A 16,045-nucleotide genomic window follows, 5' to 3' on the forward strand; every position below is an offset into this window, starting at 1 on the left:
GACGCAGGACCGCCCCGCCCGAGAGGACCCCCGATGACCACGCCCCAGGTGCTCGGCGAGCGCTACGAGATCGGCGGGGTGCTCGGCCGCGGGGGCATGGCCGAGGTGCACCGGGGACGGGACCTGCGGCTGGGCCGCGAGGTCGCGGTCAAGGTGCTGCGTCAGGACCTGGCCCGCGACCCCTCGTTCCAGGTCCGGTTCCGCCGCGAGGCCCAGGCGGCGGCGTCGCTCAACCACCCGGCGATCGTGGCGGTGTACGACACCGGCGAGGACCGGACGACGTCCGGCGCCACCCCCTACATCGTCATGGAGTACGTGGAGGGGCAGACCCTGCGCGACGTGCTGCGGACCGAGGGCGTGCTCCCCCCGCAGCGGGCGATGAGCCTGGCCGCGGACATCTGCGGCGCCCTGGACTTCAGCCACCGCAACGGCATCGTGCACCGGGACGTGAAGCCCGGGAACGTGATGCTCACGCCGGAGGGCTCGGTCAAGGTGATGGACTTCGGCATCGCCCGTGCGGTCTCGGACTCCGCCGCGACCATGACCTCCACCGCCGCGGTCATCGGCACCGCCCAGTACCTCTCCCCCGAGCAGGCCCGCGGTGAGGGCGTCGACGCCCGCTCCGACGTCTACTCCCTCGGGTGCATGCTCTACGAGCTGGTCACCGGCGCGCCCCCGTTCACCGGGGACTCACCCGTCGCCGTCGCCTACCAGCACGTGCGGGAGGACCCCCGCCTGCCGTCGTCGATCAACCCGGCCATCCCGCCCGACCTCGACGCCATCCTGCTCAAGGCGATGAGCAAGAACCCGGCGAACCGGTACCAGTCGGCCGCCGACATGCGCAACGACCTGCTGCGGGCCCTGGCCGGCCAACGGGTCGAGGCGACGCCGGTCATGAACGACGCCGACAAGACCACCGTCCTGGGCGCGACCCCCGGCTACGGCGGCGAGTGGGACGAGGACGACGCCGACCGCCGGCGCCGGCGGAACCGGGTCATCGCCGCCGTCGTCGCCGCGCTGGTGCTGATCGGCGGCGTCGTCGCGATCGCGCTGCTGCTCAACTCCGGCGAGGACGACCCGCCGCCGACCGCGCAGGTGACGGTCCCCCAGCTGACCGGCCAGCCGCGGGCCGAGGCGGAGGCGGCGATCACCGGCGCGCGCCTCACCGTCGGGGACGTGACCACCGAGATCACCGACGACGAGGCGGCCGTCGGCACCGTGCTGACGAGCACCCCGGCCGGCGGCGCGGAGGTCGACGAGGGCACCGCGGTCGACCTGGTCGTCGGCGCGGCTCCCGACACGATCGCCGTCCCCCCGGTCGTCAACCTCGATGTCGACGACGCCCGGACCGCGCTGACCAACGCCGGCTTCACCAGCAGGCCGAGCACCGAGCAGGGGGACTCGCTCGAAGCCGAGGGCACCGTCATCGCGGTGGACCCGGAGCAGGGCACGCAGGTGCCTCCGGCCACCGCCATCACGCTCTCGGTCTCCGACGGGGACGCCGAGGTCCGCGACGTCGTCGGTCAGGAGCAGGCCGCCGCGACGCAGGCTCTGCGCGGCGACGGCTTCACCAACGTCACGGCGGAGCCGGTCGAGTCCGACCAGCCGCAGGGCACGGTCGTCGCCCAGGACCCGGCCGCCGGCAGCCAGGCGACCGCCGACGCCCCGATCACCCTGCAGGTCTCCAGCGGTCCGGCCGAGCCCTCCCTGGTGCCGGTCCCCGACGTGGTCGACGACCAGCGCGCGGCGGCCGAGGCGGAACTCCGGGCAGCCGGGTTCACCGTCACGGTCACCGAGGTGCCGGCCAGCGACCCCGGCGACGTCGGGGTGGTGCTGTCGCAGAACCCGACCGGCCAGGCGGCACCGGGCGCCACCATCACGCTGACGGTCGGGGTGGCGCCCACGGGCGGCGGCGGCGCCGCCCCGGGCGCCGGCGCCGAGACGGACGACGACTGACCCGCTGACCCCGTCGGCACCACTGCGGGGACCCGCCGCGAGCTCGTGAGCGGCGAGGTCCGCCGTCAGGCGGGGGCGGCGGCCGACAGCCGGCGGGCGGCAGCCGTGGCTCGCTCCACGGCGTCGGCGTCCGGCGCGAGCCCGCAGCCCTCCAGCCAGGTGGCCAGCAGCCGGTGGCCACCCTCGGTGAGCACGGACTCCGGGTGGAACTGGACGCCCTCGATCGGCAGCTCCCGGTGCCGCAGCGCCATGACGATGCCCGACGGGGTCGAGCCGGTCACCTCGAGCTCGTCGGGCACGGAGGCCAGGTCGACGGCGAGGGAGTGGTAGCGGGTCGCGGTGAACGGGGAGGGCAACCCGGCGAGGACGCCGGCCCCCGAGTGCACCACCTCGCTGGTCTTGCCGTGCAGCAGTTCCGGCGCCCGCACGACCTCGGCGCCGAACGCCTCGGCGATGGCCTGGTGGCCCAGGCAGACCCCGAGCACCGGCGTCCCGGCGTCCGCCGCGGCACGCACCATCGGCACGGTGACCCCGGCACCCGACGGCGTCCCCGGGCCTGGGGAGAGCAGCACGCCGGCCACGTCGAGGCCGGCCAGCTCGTCGACGGTGACCGCGTCGTTGCGCCGGACGACGCAGCGCACCCCGAGCTGACCCAGGTACTGGACCAGGTTGTAGACGAAGCTGTCGAAGTTGTCGACGACGAGGACGGGGCGGCTCACGGTCCTTGTGTACACCGCCCGCCGCCCTCAGCCGTCAGCGGCTGTCGCGTACTCCATGTCGAAGGACCCCCGGTAGGCGGGCAGCTCGACCAGCGGCCGGTCACGGACGGCGAATCCCAGCCCGTAGTCCTCCACCGCCTGCTGGAACACCGCCACCTGGGGCGAGGCGGCCAGCTGGGCGCGGATGGCGGCGGAGTCGCCGATCGCGGTCACCACGAACGGGGGCGAGTAGGTGCGCCCCTGCAGCAGCAGCACGTTGCCGACGCAGCGGACGGCGCTGGTGGCGATCAGCCGCTGGTCCATGATGGCCACCGCGTCGGCTCCGGCCGCCCAGACGGCGTTCACGACCGCCTGGACGTCGGACTGGTGGATGACCACGTCGTCGGGTCGGGCGCCGGTGGGCAGTGACCCGTCCGGCCGGCGCGGGGCGTCGTCCAGCACGATCTCCACACCGCGGCCGGTGAGGGCCACCGCACCGGCGGAGAGGGACCCGCTCTGGCCGGCCGCCTGGGCCGCGGCCACGGCACCGTTCTGGGACGCCTCCTGGTCGGTGAGGGCCTGCACCTGCGCCTGCAGCGCCGCAAGCTGCTCCTCCTGCCCGGCCAGGACGTCCTTGCGGGCGCCGATCAGTGCCGCCAGCTCCGTCGTCTCGCCGCCGCGCAGGTCGGTGCCCTGCGCCGTCTGGCTGGACGTGGCGAACAGCAGCCCGGCCGCCAGCGCCACCACGGGCACCAGGGCGGCCCACGCCGAGGGAGCTCGGGTCAGGGTGCGGGCTCCGGCCACCTCCGCAGCTTAGGCTGGGAGGCAGTCACGGCCGGCAGCGACGAACCGGCCCCGGAGGGAGTTCGAACGGTGCCCAAGTCCAAGGTGCGCAAGAAGTCGGCCTACACGCCGCCCCAGGGGACGCTGCAGCCGGGGACGTCCGCTGCGCGCGCCGTGACACCCAGCCCGCGGTGGTACGCCATCGTGATGGTCGGGCTCATGGTGCTCGGCCTGCTGTGGATCGTCGTCTACTACGTGGCCGGCGACCAGATCCCGTTCATGGTGTCGCTCGGCGCGTGGAACTTCCTGATCGGCTTCGGCCTGATGGTGGCCGGCCTGGTCATGTCGATGCGCTGGCGCTGAAGCAGGACCCTCCCGACCCCCCTGCAGGGGGCCAGCTACGACGACCGGCCCTCGTCCCGCCCGGGACGGGGGCCGCTGTCATGTCACCGTCCGGATACCCACCGTGTTGTCCACAGGCGGTGCTGTGCACAGGGAATCGCTCCGTCCACAGGTCGACAAAGCGCGACACCCACAGAGTTGTCCACCGGATGTGGAGAACGCATGTTCGACCACTCGCGCTTGACCTGCGGGTTCATGACGGGTGGGACGCCTGTGACGAGAAGGGCAGCCGGGTAACTACACGACTGTGAGTCCGTCCCCAGCTGTGCACACGACTGTGGACGAATCGACATGGCGAGGAGGCGCCCGGCAGTGACCTACCCCGGCGGCACGCCGACGACACGCGACTCGACCACGGCGGATGCAGCGGCGGCGACGACGTCCCCCAGGACGGCGACAGCCCCCGATCCGCGCGGGCCGGGGGCTGCCTGTGGACGACGGTCCGCTGTCACCCACACCGGCGCCCCGTGCTCACGGCGGTGTCAGTCGTCGACCAGCTCGAGGACGGTCGCGTTGGCCATCCCGCCGCCCTCGCACATCGTCTGCAGGCCGTAGCGGACGCCGCCCGCCAGCATGGTGTGCACGAGCGTGGTCATGATCCGCGCGCCCGAGCCGCCCAGCGGGTGGCCGAGGGCGATCGCCCCGCCGCGGGGGTTGAGGCGGTCGGGGTCGGCGCCGGTCTCCACCTGCCAGGCCAGCGGCACCGGCGCGAACGCCTCGTTGACCTCGAAGACGCCGATGTCGCCGACCGACAGCCCCGAGCGGGCCAGCACCTTGTGCGTGGCCGGGATCGGCGCGGTGAGCATGATGACCGGGTCGTCGCCGGCCATCACCGTGGTGTGGATGCGCACCAGCGGCCGCAGACCCAGCTCGCGGGCCTTCTCCGACGTGGTGACCAGCAGGGCGGCCGCGCCGTCGGAGATCTGGCTGGCGTTGCCGGCGCTGATCACGCCGTCGGCCTTGAACGGCGTCTTCAGGGACCCGAGCTTCTCCAGCGTCCCGCCCGGCCGGATGCCCTCGTCCGCGCCGACCACCGTGCCGTCGGGGGTGGTCACCGGGGCGATCTCCTCGTCGAACGCGCCGTCGGCCCGGGCCTTGGCGGCCTTCTCGTGCGAGGCCAGGGAGAACTCGTCGAGCTGGGCGCGGGAGAAGCCCCAGCGCTCGGCCATCATCTCCGCGCCGACGCCCTGGTTCGGGGCGACGCCGTAGCGCTCCATGAACCGCGGACCCAGCGGCCGCCCGGCTCCGGCGGCCTCGTTGCTGGAGGACCCCATCGGCACCCGGCTCATCGACTCGACGCCCCCGGCCACCACGACGTCGGCCTGACCGCTGATGACGGTGGCGGCGGCGAAGGCGACGGCCTGCTGAGAGGAGCCGCACTGCCGGTCGATCGTCGTCCCGGGCACGCTCTCGGGCCAGCCGGCGGCCAGCGCGGCGGTCCGGCCGACGTTGTAGGTCTGCTCGCCGACCTGGCTCACACAGCCCCAGAAGACGTCGTCGACGAGGGCCGGGTCGAGACCGGCCCGCTGGACGAGGGACTCCAGCACGTGCGCCGACAGGTCGACGGCGTGCACGCCGGACAGCCCTCCACCCCGCTTGCCCACGGGGGTCCGCACCGCGGCGCAGATGACGGCATCTCGCATGACCACTCCTCGTGTGTCGCCGGCACGGTCCACCGGCCCTGGCCGCATGGTAGGACGTCCACGCATCCCTCCTGGGCGCCCTCCAGGAGCTCGCGCCGAGCGGGCGGCCCTGAGGGGGACGGCGTCCTGCTCCTGGCAGGGTGGGGCGCGTGGAGTGGTCGGCACGCCCGTCGGACACCGCGGTCCTCGCGGCGGCCGGCGCGCTCCTCGGCGCGGCCGCCGTCCTGCTGGACCCGCTGGGCCGGATCCTCGTCGGCGGTGCCGCGGTCCTGCTGCTGGTCCTGGCCGCCCGCGACCGGCTGCTGCGCCCACGGCTGACGGCCGGACCGGCGGGGATCGTCGTCCGCACCGTGACCGGCAGCGTCACCGCGCCCTGGAGCCGGCTGCGGGTGCACGTACGGGAGACGCGGCGGTGGGGGCTGCGCTCCCGGCTGCTGGAGCTCGACACCGCGCTGGGGCCGGACGACGCCGGCGTCCTGGTGCTGCTCGGCCGCCGCGATCTCGGAGCCGACCCCGGGGAGGTCGCACGGGTGCTGCGCGACCTGCGGCCCGGGTGACCGGCCCGGCGCCCCCGCCCAGCCGGTCAGCCCAGGACCACCACCGTGGCCATCGTCAGCGCGACGAGGACCAGGGCCGCGGTCAGCAGCATCAGGCCGAGCACCTGGAGCTCCGTGCGCCGCCGGGCGAGCACGATCACGCCGGTGGCGGCGAAGCCGGCCACCAGCCCGCCGAGGTGGCCGAGCAGGGAGACCCCGGGCAGGAAGCTGATGACGACGTTGATCGCCAGCAGGGTGAGCAGGCCGCGGAGGTCCTCCCGGCGGGAGATCATCACGACCGCCAGGCCGCCGAGCAGCCCGTAGATGGCCGCCGAGGCCCCGGCCACCGGACGGCCCGGCTCGCCGAACAGCTGGAGCGCCACCGCGCCGCCGAGCAGGGACACCACGTAGACCGCCAGGTAGCGCCACCGGCCCAGCTGGCGCTCCAGCTCGGAGCCGAAGACCAGCAGCGCGAGCATGTTGAGCACCAGGTGCGTGAGCCCGATGTGCAGGAAGGCGGCGGTCAGCAGCCGCCAGTCCTGCCCGAGCTCCACGAGGACCGGGACCTGCGCGAGCCGGGCGAACAACTCGGACGCCTGGTTCTGCAGCGGGTTGACCCCGTCGAGGCCGGCCGAGACGGCGGTGGCGACGAACATGGCCACGTTGAGCACGATCAGGCTGACCGTCACCGCCCCGAAGCGGCGCCCGGCCCGGCGCAGCAGGGGCACCTGGCGGGGCCGGCGGACGGTGGCCCGGCCCTCCCGGATGCACTCCGGGCACTGGAAGCCCACCGAGGCGGGTGTCATGCACTCCGGGCAGATCGACCGCCCGCATCGCACGCAGGAGATGCGGGTGGGCTGGTCGGCGTGCCGGTAGCAGGTCGCCGGGGGCGCCGGCTGGGACTGACCCGGCCCGGCGCCCCCGTCGTCGGGGCTGGTGGTCAGCTGCGCTGCACCTCGACCGACTGCAGGACGACGTCCTCCTTCGGCCGGTCACCGCGGGCGGTGGGCACCTTGGCGATGCGGTCGACGACGTCACGGCCGGCCTGGTCGGCCACCTCGCCGAAGATGGTGTGCTTGCCGGTCAGCCAGGAGGTGGCGGCGACGGTGATGAAGAACTGGGAGCCGTTGGTGCCGGGGCCGGCGTTGGCCATGGCCAGCAGGTAGGGCTTGGTGAAGGCGAGCTCGGGGTGGATCTCGTCGCCGAACTGGTAGCCGGGCCCGCCGATGCCCTGACCGAGCGGGTCGCCGCCCTGGATCATGAAGCCGTCGATGATGCGGTGGAAGACGGTGCCGTCGTAGAGGCGGTCGGTGGTCTTCTCGCGGGTCTCGGGGTGGGTCCACTCGCGGCGGCCCTCGGCCAGGTCGGCGAAGTTCGCGACCGTCTTGGGCGCGTGGTCGGGGAACAGGTCCACGGTGATGTCGCCGTGGTTGGTGTGCAGCACGGCGCGGCGTGCGGGCGTCGATTCGGTCACGACGCCCACTCTCCCACTGGTCCGCTCCCCGTAGGCAACGGGGAGCGGACCACGGCCCCCGTGCAGGGTCCCGCCGCGCGCCTGCGACCGGCGGGGCACGGGGGTCCTCCTACATGCGCAGGATCTCGGCGACGTCGAGGTTGCGGAAGGACGCCTCGCCCTGGGTGACCTCGTGCATGCGCTTGGCGAAGTCCGCGGTGACCGGGTGCTCGGAGTTGCGCATCGCGGCGGCGTGGTCGGGGAACGCCACGATCTCGACGTAGGTGTCGGCGCGGTCGCGGTCGGCGGCGACGATCCCCCAGCGGGCCGTCGTCTCCCGGCCCATCCGGTCCCGCCACTCCCCGGCGAGGGCGCGGAAGCCGTCGAGGTCCCGGGCGTGGAACTCGATCAGCTGCAGGAAGGCGCCGGGCTCGACCGGCATCTCCCCCTCCTCGCGCAGTGCCGCCCGCAGCCCGTCCCGCAGCGCGGGCCCGTCGGTGTGGCCGTGCGCGCTGACCGCGTGCTGGGCGGCCAGCTCGAGGACCTCGTCCTCCTCGCCCGAGATCTGGACGGTGCAGTTCTTCTCGCTGGGCATCGCCCGGCAGTCCATGGTGGTGCGCGCCATGGCTCCTCCTGTGACCAGAGCCCCGGCCCACCCGGCCGGTGGGCCAGTGGCGCGGCCGACCGTCGTCCCGGCGTGCACCGTTGTCCAGTGCCGGAGGTCCCCGGGCGTGGACGCCGGTGTCCGGCGGCGCTACCGTCGCCCGCGGCCGCTCCAGGAGGTGCCATGACCGACGCCGGCTTCCTCGCCCCGGCCGCACCGTCCCCGGGCGCCGACCGCCTCTACGCCGAGGACGTCACCGACCTCGGCTACGTCATGGAGTCGTCCCGGGTGTGGGCGCACCAGCCGGCGCTGCACGACGGGCTGTTCGCGCTGCTGCAGCAGACCGTCGCGGCCGCGGGACTGACCTCCCGTCAGCGGGGCGTGCTGGTGGCCGCCTGCGCCGCGGCCCGCGGGGACGCCTACTGCGCGCTGGCGTGGGGCGGGCGGCTGGCCCAGGCGGCCGGCGCGGACGTCGCGGCCGGCGTGCTGCGCGGCGAGGACGACGGCCTGGACGACGCCGAGCGGGCGCTGGCCCGGTGGGCGCGGTGCGTGGTCGGCGACCCGAACGGCACCACGGCGGCGGACGTCGCCGACCTGCGCGCCGCCGGCTTCGACGACGGCCGGATCGTCGCGCTCACCGCCTTCGTGGCGCTCCGGCTGGCCTTCTCCTCGGTGAACGACGCGCTGGGTGCCGCCCCGGACCGGCAGCTGGCCGAGGGACTCCCGCCGCAGGTGGTCGACGCGGTGCGGTTCGGCCGGCCGGTCGGCGGCTGACGCCGGACCGGAGGAGTGGGGACGAGGAAGGTCGAACCCCTGACCCCCGCCGCGCGGACGCCTGGCGAGGAGGAGTGGAGACGAGGGGAATCGAACCCCTAACCCCCGCCTTGCAAAGGCGGTGCTCTGCCAATTGAGCTACGTCCCCGGGTGCTGTCCCGGGTCGGGGCGCGGGGCCCCGGCGGGTCAGCGGGTCGTGGGCCGGCTGACCGACTGTGGGCCGCGGGTGGCCTCGTGCCAGAGATCGGCCTCGGCCTTGCCGGCCGACCGCTTCCGGACGAGGGCGACGGCACTGGCTGCAGCGGCCGCCAGGGCGAGCTTCCTCAGCACGCGGGATACCTCCTCGGGCGAGTTGCCCCTCCCGAGCGGGAGGAACGGGTCGCGCCCCGAGGAGCGGACCGGTGGCGCCGGGACACGGGTGGGCCTGGGAGGACTTGAACCTCCGGCCTCATCCTTATCAGGGATGCGCTCTAACCGTCTGAGCTACAGGCCCGTGAACCTCGGAAAGCTTACCTGGCGCGGCAGGAGCGCCAGCAGCGGGGTGGCTCGGTCGCAGTCACGCCGCGGGCGCGCGAGGGCTGGTGGCCCCGTCGCAGGGGCCCGCCGCGAGCGTGCGAGTGGTGGGGGCGACGGGTCCTTCCTCAGTCGCGCTCGGAGAGGGTGACCTCGAGGCCGCCGACCAGGTCCGAGCACATGTTGTAGATGAACGCGGCCACGGTGCACAGCGCGGTCATGAGGACGATGTTGATCGCCCCGATGACCGCCGCCCCACCGAACACGATGCCCGGGGTGATGACCTCGGTGGCCCCGTCGCTCCCGGAGGCGGTGCCGAGCTGGCCGAACAGGTCGTTGAGGGTCTCGAAGACGCCCAGGCCGGAGAGCACGCCGTAGAGGACGCCGACGGCGACCATCCAGATGAAGAACAGCGCGATCGACAGGACCAGCGAGATCTTCAGCGCCGACCAGGTGTCGATGTGCCGCAGCTGCAGACGGGCACGCCGGGGACCGCGGGCGCCCTTCTGCCTGCCCGCCGGGGACTCCTTGGCCGAGCCGGCGGCGGGCGCGGGCGCGCCGCGCACCGGGCCGGTGGGTGCCGGGGCGACCGTGGCGATCGGGCCGGCCGGCTCGGCGGCCGGGGCGGCCGCCGGGACAGCGGTGGCAGCACTCGCGGTCGAGCCCTTGGCCATCGACACGGGGCTGTCGGCGACCGGAGCGGTGCCGTCGGCGACCTGCGCGCGCTGGCTCCCGGTGCCGGGGATGGACTGGGTCGCCGACACGGGCGGTGCCCCGCCGCTCGGGACCTGGCTCCCGGACGCCGTGTCCTGGGCCGGGGAGGTACCCCCGGGCCGGGACCCGGTGCGCACCGAACCCTGCGTCCGGTCGCTCATGCCAGTCTCCCGCTCCCCAGCGGCCCTCGCCGCTGACTCACGCCCCAGTGTCCCTGCACGCGGCCGGAAGCGCCCGGGCGCCGATCAGATCCGTGGTGGCTGCACAGGAGGAGGCGCGACGCCCGTGCCGTTGAGCACGTCCGCTGCGCCTCCTCGCCATCCGCATCAGACTAGGCGGCGGGCTCGTCGTTGTCCGTCGTCCGCGCGATGGCGACGATCGACACGTCTTCCGGCAAGTTCATGAGCTTGACACCCATGGTGGCCCGGTCCTTGTTGTGCCGCACGCCGTTCACCGGCGTCCGGATCACCCCGCCACCGGAGGTGATCGCGTACAGCTCGTCGCCCAGCCGGACCGACAGCGCGCCGACCAGCGATCCCTTCCGGGCCTTGGGGTCGGCGGTGAGCACGCCCTTGCCGCCCCGGCCCTGGTTCGGGTAGTTCTCGATGCCGGTCCGCTTGGCGAAACCGCGCTCCGTGGCCACGAGGACGTCGACACCGTCCTCGACGACCATCATCGACAGCAGCCGGTCGTCGTCGGACAGCGAGATGCCCCGGACGCCCTCGGTGGCCCGGCCCATCGGCCGCAGCGCGGCGTCGTCGGCGGTGAACCGGATCGACATGGCCTTGCGGGTCACCAGCAGCAGGTCCTGGTCCTGCTCGATCAGGACGGCCCCGACCAGCTCGTCGCCATCGCGCAGGTTGACGGCGATGACGCCACCCTGACGCGGGGAGTCGAAGTCGGTGAGGCGGGTCTTCTTGACCTGACCCCGGGCGGTGGCCAGCGCCAGGTAGGGCGCGACCGAGTAGTCCTTGATCTGCATGACCTGGGCGATCTTCTCGTCCGGCTGGAAGGCCAGGATGTTCGCGACGTGCTGGCCCCGGGCCGTGCGGTTGGCCTCCGGCAGCTCGTAGGCCTTCGCCCGGTAGACCCGGCCCTTGTTCGTGAAGAACAGGATCCAGTCGTGGGTGGAGCCCACGAAGAAGTGGTCGACGATGTCGTCCTGCTTGAGGGCCGCGCCCATCACGCCCTTGCCGCCACGGCGCTGCGAGCGGTAGAGGTCGCTCTTCGTCCGCTTCGCGTACCCGGTGCGGGTGATGGTGACGACGACCTCCTCCTCCGCGATGAGGTCCTCCATCGAGACGTCGCCGTCGTTGGCGACGAACTGCGTGCGGCGGTCGTCGCCGTACTTCTCGACGACCTCGGCCAGCTCGTCGTGGATGATCTGCCGCTGCCGCTCCGGGGAGGCGAGGATCGCCTCGAGCTCGGCGATCTCCAGCTCGATCTCGGCCAGCTGGTCGAGGATCCGCTGCCGCTCCAGGGCGGCGAGCCGGCGCAGCTGCATGTCCAGGATCGCGGTCGCCTGGATCTCGTCGATGTCCAGGAGCTCCATCAGCCCGCCGCGGGCGGCGTCGGCCGACTCGCTGTTGCGGATGAGGGTGATCACGGCGTCGAGCTGGTCCAGCGCCTTCGCGTAGCCGCGCAGGATGTGCGCGCGCTCCTCGGCCTTGCGCAGCCGGTACCGGGTGCGCCGCTGGATGACCTCGATCTGGTGGTTCACGTAGAGCTTGACCAGCTCGTCGAGCCGGAGCGTCCGCGGGACGCCGTCGACGATCGAGAGCATGTTGCAGCCGAACGTCGTCTGCAGCTGGGTGTGCTTGTAGAGGTTGTTCAGCACGACCTTGGCGACGGCGTCCCGGCGCAGCGTGATGACCAGCCGGCGGCCGACCCGGTCGCTGGACTCGTCGGCGATCTCGCTGATCCCCTGCAGGCGGCCTTCCTTGACCGCGTCGGCGATCGCCTCGGCCAGGTTGTCCGGGTTGACCTGATAGGGCAGCTCCGTGCAGACCAGCTGCACCCGGCCGCGGGCGTCCTCCTCGACGGTGACGACGGCGCGCATGCGCACCGAGCCGCGACCGGTCCGGTAGGCGTCCTCGATGCCCTCCCGGCCGACGATCAGCCCGTGGGTCGGGAAGTCGGGGCCCTTGATCCGCTCCATGCAGGCGGTGAGGGCTTCCTCCGGCTCGGCGTCCGGGTGCTCGAGGACCCAGAAGACGGCCGCGGCCACCTCGCGCAGGTTGTGCGGCGGCATGTTGGTGGCCATGCCGACGGCGATGCCGGCCGAGCCGTTGATCAGCAGGTTGGGGATGCGCCCCGGCAGGACCAGCGGTTCCTGGTTCTTGCCGTCGTAGTTGGGCTGGAAGTCGACGGTCTCCTCGTCGATGTTGGCCAGCATCTCCATGGCCAGCGGGGTGAGGCGGGCCTCGGTGTACCGCATGGCCGCGGCGGGGTCGTTGCCCGGGGACCCGAAGTTGCCCTGCCCGTCGACCAGCGGGTACCGCATGGCCCAGGGCTGGGCCAACCGCACGAGGGCGTCGTAGATCGACGTGTCGCCGTGCGGGTGGTAGTTGCCCATCACCTCACCGACGACGCGCGCGCACTTGACGTACGAGCGGTCGGGACGGAAGCCCTGGTCGAACATCGCGAAGAGCACCCGGCGGTGCACCGGCTTGAGGCCGTCGCGGACCTCGGGCAGCGCGCGACCGACGATGACGCTCATCGCGTAGTCGATGTAGCTGCGCTGCATCTCCTGCTGGAGGTCGACCGGCTCGACGCGGTCGCGGCTCGGGGTTTCGGTCACGGTTCAGGTCTCCAGGTCGGTACAGGTGCGGGCACGTGCCACGTCTGGCCCCTCGCAGGGGCCCGCTGCGAGCCTGCGAGCAACGGGGGGCGAGGGGTCCTCTCTCACACGTCGAGGAAGCGGACGTCCTTGGCGTTGCGGGTGATGAAGCTCCGGCGGGCCTCGACGTCCTCGCCCATGAGGACGCTGAACAGCTCGTCGGCGGTGGCGGCGTCCTCGAGGGTGACCTGGAGCAGGATCCGGGTCTCGGGGTTCATCGTGGTCTCCCAGAGCTCGGTCGCGTTCATCTCCCCGAGGCCCTTGAAGCGCTGGATCGCGTCGTCCTTGATCTTCCGGCCCGCCTCGGCGCCGGCCTTGAGGACGGCTTCCTTCTCGCGGTCGGTGTAGACGTACTCGTCCCCCGTCTTGCCGCCCCACTTGATCTTGTACAGCGGCGGCTGGGCCAGGTAGACGTGCCCGGCCTCGACCAGCGGCCGCATGAAGCGGAACAGCAGGGTCAGCAGCAGCGTGCGGATGTGCTGGCCGTCGACGTCGGCGTCGGCCATGAGCACGATCTTGTGGTAGCGGAGCTTCGACAGGTCGAACTCGTCGTGGATGCCGGTGCCGAAGGCGGTGATCATCGACTGGACCTCGTTGTTCTTGAGGACCCGGTCGATGCGCGCCTTCTCCACGTTGATGATCTTCCCGCGGATCGGCAGGATCGCCTGGAACATCGAGTCGCGGCCGGACTTGGCCGAGCCGCCGGCCGAGTCGCCCTCCACGATGTAGACCTCGGAGTTGCGCGGGTCGGTGGAGCGGCAGTCGGCCAGCTTGCCCGGCAGCGAGTTGTTGGAGAGCAGGTTCTTGCGGGCCAGCTTGCGGGCGTCCTGCGCCGCGCGCCGGGCGCGGGCGGCCGACGACGCCTTGGTGATGATCGTCTTGGCCTCGGCGGGGTTGGCCTCGAACCAGTGCGTGATCTGCTCGTTGCACACCCGCTGGACGAAGCCCTTGACCTCGGTGTTGCCGAGCTTGGTCTTCGTCTGGCCCTCGAACTGCGGGTCGCCGAGCTTCACCGAGACGATCGCGGCCAGGCCCTCGCGGATGTCCTCGCCGGTGAGCTTCTCGTCCTTCTCCTTGAGCAGCTTCTTCTCGACCGCGTAGCGGTTGACGATCGAGGTGAGCGCCGCGCGGAAGCCCTCCTCGTGGGTGCCGCCCTCGTGCGTGTTGATCGTGTTGGCGAAGGTGTAGACCGACTCGGAGTACGCGTCGGACCACTGCATGGCCACGTCGACGCTCATCCGCATGTCGTTCTTGCCGAGGCCCTCGGCGCCGAAGCTGACCACCGACTTGTGGATCGGCGACTTCTTGGCGTTGATGTGCCGGACGTAGTCCTCGAGCCCGCCGTCGTAGCGGTAGGTGATCTCGGTGGCCTCGAACGCCTCGGCCTCGCCACCGGGCTCCACGGCGGCCTCGGCGAGCGTGATCTCCTCGGCCATGCCGGACTCGACCTTGCTGTGCCCGGGGCGCTCGTCGCGCAGCACGATGGTCAGGCCCTTGTTGAGGAACGCCATCTCCTGCAGCCGTCGGCTGATCGTGTCGAACGAGTAGTTCGTCGTCTCGAAGATGTCGTCGTCGGCCCAGAACGTCGTGGTGGTGCCGCGCGCCTTGGTCGGGCCGATCTTCTCGAGCGGACCCGGCTTGGCCAGCTCGTAGTGCTGGAACCACTCGAAACCGTCGCGCTTGATGCGCACGTCGAGCTTCTTCGACAGCGCGTTGACGACGGTGACGCCGACGCCGTGCAGGCCACCGGAGACGGCGTAGCTCTTGCCGTCGAACTTGCCACCGGCGTGCAGGACGGTCAGGACGACCTCGACCGTGGGGCGCTTCTCGACCGGGTGCATGTCCACCGGGATGCCACGGCCGTTGTCCTCGACCCGCACGCCGCCGTCGGCCAGCAGCGTGACGCGGACGGTGTCGCAGTGCCCGGCGAGGGCCTCGTCGACGGAGTTGTCGACGACCTCCCACACCATGTGGTGCAGACCCCGCTCACCGGTGGACCCGATGTACATGCCGGGACGCTTCCGGACGGCCTCGAGGCCCTCCAGGACGGTGATGGAACTGCCGGAGTAGGCGTTCTCGGTCTGAGGTCGTGCGACCACGTGGGGCCTTCCTGTCGCGCAACCGGCGCACGACTCCCCACCTCGGGCAGGGGGTGTGGCAGCGCAGAGCGGCTCTGGCCCGAGGGCGCAGAACGGCGCTGGGCCGGTTGCTGGCGGTTTCTGCTGTCCAGGATACCGGGTCCTACGACAGGAATGCCGTCGTCCCGGCCCTGACGCCGTGTCTGCGCCACTGTGAGCCCACCCGCCACCACCGGGGTTGCCCCCGGGGGCGACACGCCGTCCCGCGGGCGCCTGGTGACCTCACCCGGGGTGGCCCCTGCAGGGTCCCGCCGCGAGCGTGCGAGCGGTGGGGGGTCCTCTCTCAGTTGACCGGGCCCCCCTTGGTGAACCGGTCGGGGTCCAGGGCCCGGACGGCGGGCCCGGTCCGCCGGTTGATCAGCACCGTGATGCCCCAGAGCACGACACCGATCGCCACCAGCACGCCGGCGATCCGGTACTGCTCGGCCGGCCGGCCGGCCCACGGCGTGGCCAGGAAGGCACACGCCAGGGCGCCGACGACGGGCAGCACGGTCGGGGTGCGGAAGTGGTCCTCGTCGACCGTGTCCTTGCGGAGCACGAGCACTGCGATGTTGACGACCGTGAAGACGATCAGCAGCAGCAGTGCGGTGGTCCCGCCCAGGGCCGGCACCGCGCCGACGAACGTGATCAGCCCGAAGGCCAGCGCGGTGGTGAACAGGATCGCCGTCGTGGGGGTGCGGCGGGTGGGGTGCACCTTCCCGAGCAGGGGTGGCAGCACGTGCTGGCGGCTCATCCCGTAGACCAGCCGGCTGGCCATCAGCATGTTGATCAGCGCGGAGTTGGCGACCGCGAACATCGTGATGACCCCGAAGACGCCGATCGGGAAACCGGGCGCCCCGGCCTCGACCACCTGCAGCAGCGGGGTGTCGCCCTGGCTGAGGTCGTCGGCCGGCACCAGGGCGATCGCCGAGATCGACACCAGCACGTAGATCAGGCCGGTGGTCAGCAGCCCGGCGAGCAGCACCTTCGGGAAGATCTTCCGGGGCTGCTTG

At 72.6% G+C, this 16,045-nt stretch carries 15 protein-coding genes and 2 tRNA genes; 4 read left to right on the forward strand and 13 right to left on the reverse strand.

The features are described 5' to 3' along the window. Positions 1-33 precede the first annotated feature (33 nt). On the forward strand, positions 34-1,956 hold the full coding sequence (gene pknB / locus GCU56_RS20055) for a Stk1 family PASTA domain-containing Ser/Thr kinase (RefSeq protein WP_163483603.1): 1,923 nt from the start codon (positions 34-36) through the stop codon (positions 1,954-1,956). 65 nt (positions 1,957-2,021) lie between these two features. Here pknB and GCU56_RS20060 read toward each other — a convergent pair whose 3' ends face one another. Then, positions 2,022-2,675: an aminodeoxychorismate/anthranilate synthase component II gene (locus GCU56_RS20060; RefSeq protein ID WP_345771965.1), complete on the reverse strand. Its 654-nt coding sequence runs from the start codon at positions 2,673-2,675 to the stop codon at positions 2,022-2,024. 27 nt (positions 2,676-2,702) lie between these two features. Then, positions 2,703-3,458: a DUF881 domain-containing protein gene (locus GCU56_RS20065; RefSeq protein ID WP_163483606.1), complete on the reverse strand. Its 756-nt coding sequence runs from the start codon at positions 3,456-3,458 to the stop codon at positions 2,703-2,705. Positions 3,459-3,527: 69 nt separating this feature from the next. Here GCU56_RS20065 and crgA point away from each other — a divergent pair, with 69 nt between their 5' ends. Then, positions 3,528-3,800 (forward strand): cell division protein CrgA, encoded by a 273-nt coding sequence (gene crgA / locus GCU56_RS25375; RefSeq protein ID WP_163483608.1) that lies wholly within the window; start codon positions 3,528-3,530, stop codon positions 3,798-3,800. Positions 3,801-4,321: 521 nt separating this feature from the next. Here crgA and GCU56_RS20075 read toward each other — a convergent pair. Continuing rightward, positions 4,322-5,482, reverse strand: a complete 1,161-nt coding sequence (locus tag GCU56_RS20075) for a thiolase family protein (protein ID WP_163483610.1) — start codon at positions 5,480-5,482, stop codon at positions 4,322-4,324. A gap of 149 nt (positions 5,483-5,631) precedes the next feature. Between GCU56_RS20075 and GCU56_RS25380 the strand changes: the two genes are divergently transcribed. Then, complete coding sequence (locus GCU56_RS25380) at positions 5,632-6,039, forward strand: PH domain-containing protein (protein ID WP_163483612.1); 408 nt, start codon at positions 5,632-5,634, stop codon at positions 6,037-6,039. Between the two features lie 26 nt (positions 6,040-6,065). Here GCU56_RS25380 and GCU56_RS20085 read toward each other — a convergent pair whose 3' ends face one another. From GCU56_RS20085 to GCU56_RS20095, 3 genes are all read right to left on the reverse strand, one after another. Next, positions 6,066-6,824 carry a rhomboid family intramembrane serine protease gene (locus GCU56_RS20085; RefSeq protein ID WP_163483613.1) on the reverse strand — a complete coding sequence of 253 codons (759 nt, stop codon included), beginning with the start codon at positions 6,822-6,824 and terminating at the stop codon, positions 6,066-6,068. A gap of 134 nt (positions 6,825-6,958) precedes the next feature. Further along, positions 6,959-7,492 carry a peptidylprolyl isomerase gene (locus GCU56_RS20090; protein ID WP_163483615.1) on the reverse strand — a complete coding sequence of 178 codons (534 nt, stop codon included), beginning with the start codon at positions 7,490-7,492 and terminating at the stop codon, positions 6,959-6,961. A gap of 109 nt (positions 7,493-7,601) precedes the next feature. Then, the gene (locus tag GCU56_RS20095; protein WP_163483617.1) at positions 7,602-8,096 is read right to left on the reverse strand and encodes a DUF1059 domain-containing protein; all 495 of its coding nucleotides are present in this window, start codon (positions 8,094-8,096) and stop codon (positions 7,602-7,604) included. Between the two features lie 162 nt (positions 8,097-8,258). Here GCU56_RS20095 and GCU56_RS20100 point away from each other — a divergent pair, with 162 nt between their 5' ends. Next, positions 8,259-8,849 carry a carboxymuconolactone decarboxylase family protein gene (locus GCU56_RS20100; protein WP_204332509.1) on the forward strand — a complete coding sequence of 197 codons (591 nt, stop codon included), beginning with the start codon at positions 8,259-8,261 and terminating at the stop codon, positions 8,847-8,849. A 75-nt stretch (positions 8,850-8,924) separates the two neighbouring features. On the opposite strand, the gene GCU56_RS20105 is transcribed toward GCU56_RS20100, so the two are convergent. The 7 genes from GCU56_RS20105 to GCU56_RS20130 all read right to left on the reverse strand — a co-directional run. Further along, positions 8,925-8,997: transfer RNA gene (locus GCU56_RS20105), tRNA-Ala, on the reverse strand. Positions 8,998-9,035: 38 nt separating this feature from the next. Further along, positions 9,036-9,179, reverse strand: a complete 144-nt coding sequence (locus tag GCU56_RS23570; RefSeq protein ID WP_204332531.1) for a DLW-39 family protein — start codon at positions 9,177-9,179, stop codon at positions 9,036-9,038. Positions 9,180-9,268: 89 nt separating this feature from the next. Further along, positions 9,269-9,342 (reverse strand) — tRNA-Ile (locus GCU56_RS20110). 148 nt (positions 9,343-9,490) lie between these two features. Next, positions 9,491-10,237, reverse strand: a complete 747-nt coding sequence (locus tag GCU56_RS20115; protein ID WP_163483619.1) for a DUF3566 domain-containing protein — start codon at positions 10,235-10,237, stop codon at positions 9,491-9,493. Positions 10,238-10,407: 170 nt separating this feature from the next. Next, a complete protein-coding gene (gene gyrA, locus GCU56_RS20120) occupies positions 10,408-12,876 on the reverse strand; it encodes a DNA gyrase subunit A (protein ID WP_163483621.1) in 2,469 nt (822 codons plus the stop codon). Positions 12,877-12,980: 104 nt separating this feature from the next. Then, positions 12,981-15,014: a DNA topoisomerase (ATP-hydrolyzing) subunit B gene (gene gyrB, locus GCU56_RS20125; protein ID WP_163483622.1), complete on the reverse strand. Its 2,034-nt coding sequence runs from the start codon at positions 15,012-15,014 to the stop codon at positions 12,981-12,983. 322 nt (positions 15,015-15,336) lie between these two features. Then, a partial coding sequence (locus GCU56_RS20130) for an APC family permease (RefSeq protein ID WP_163483624.1) occupies positions 15,337-16,045 on the reverse strand: 709 nt, incomplete at its 5' end.

Origin of the sequence: Geodermatophilus sabuli (assembly GCF_010686765.1) — a bacterium.
GTDB classification, from domain to species: Bacteria; Actinomycetota; Actinomycetes; order Mycobacteriales; family Geodermatophilaceae; genus Geodermatophilus; species Geodermatophilus sabuli_A.

Bases quoted from the DNA above. Each gene is read 5' to 3' on its own strand.
- pknB (WP_163483603.1), top strand. From the start codon at position 34: ATGACCACGCCCCAGGTGCTCGGCGAGCGCTACGAGATCGGCGGGGTG.
- GCU56_RS20075 (WP_163483610.1), bottom strand. From the start codon at position 5,482: ATGCGAGATGCCGTCATCTGCGCCGCGGTGCGGACCCCCGTGGGCAAG.
- GCU56_RS20085 (WP_163483613.1), bottom strand. From the start codon at position 6,824: ATGACACCCGCCTCGGTGGGCTTCCAGTGCCCGGAGTGCATCCGGGAG.
- GCU56_RS20095 (WP_163483617.1), bottom strand. From the start codon at position 8,096: ATGGCGCGCACCACCATGGACTGCCGGGCGATGCCCAGCGAGAAGAAC.
- GCU56_RS20100 (WP_204332509.1), top strand. From the start codon at position 8,259: ATGACCGACGCCGGCTTCCTCGCCCCGGCCGCACCGTCCCCGGGCGCC.
- GCU56_RS20115 (WP_163483619.1), bottom strand. From the start codon at position 10,237: ATGAGCGACCGGACGCAGGGTTCGGTGCGCACCGGGTCCCGGCCCGGG.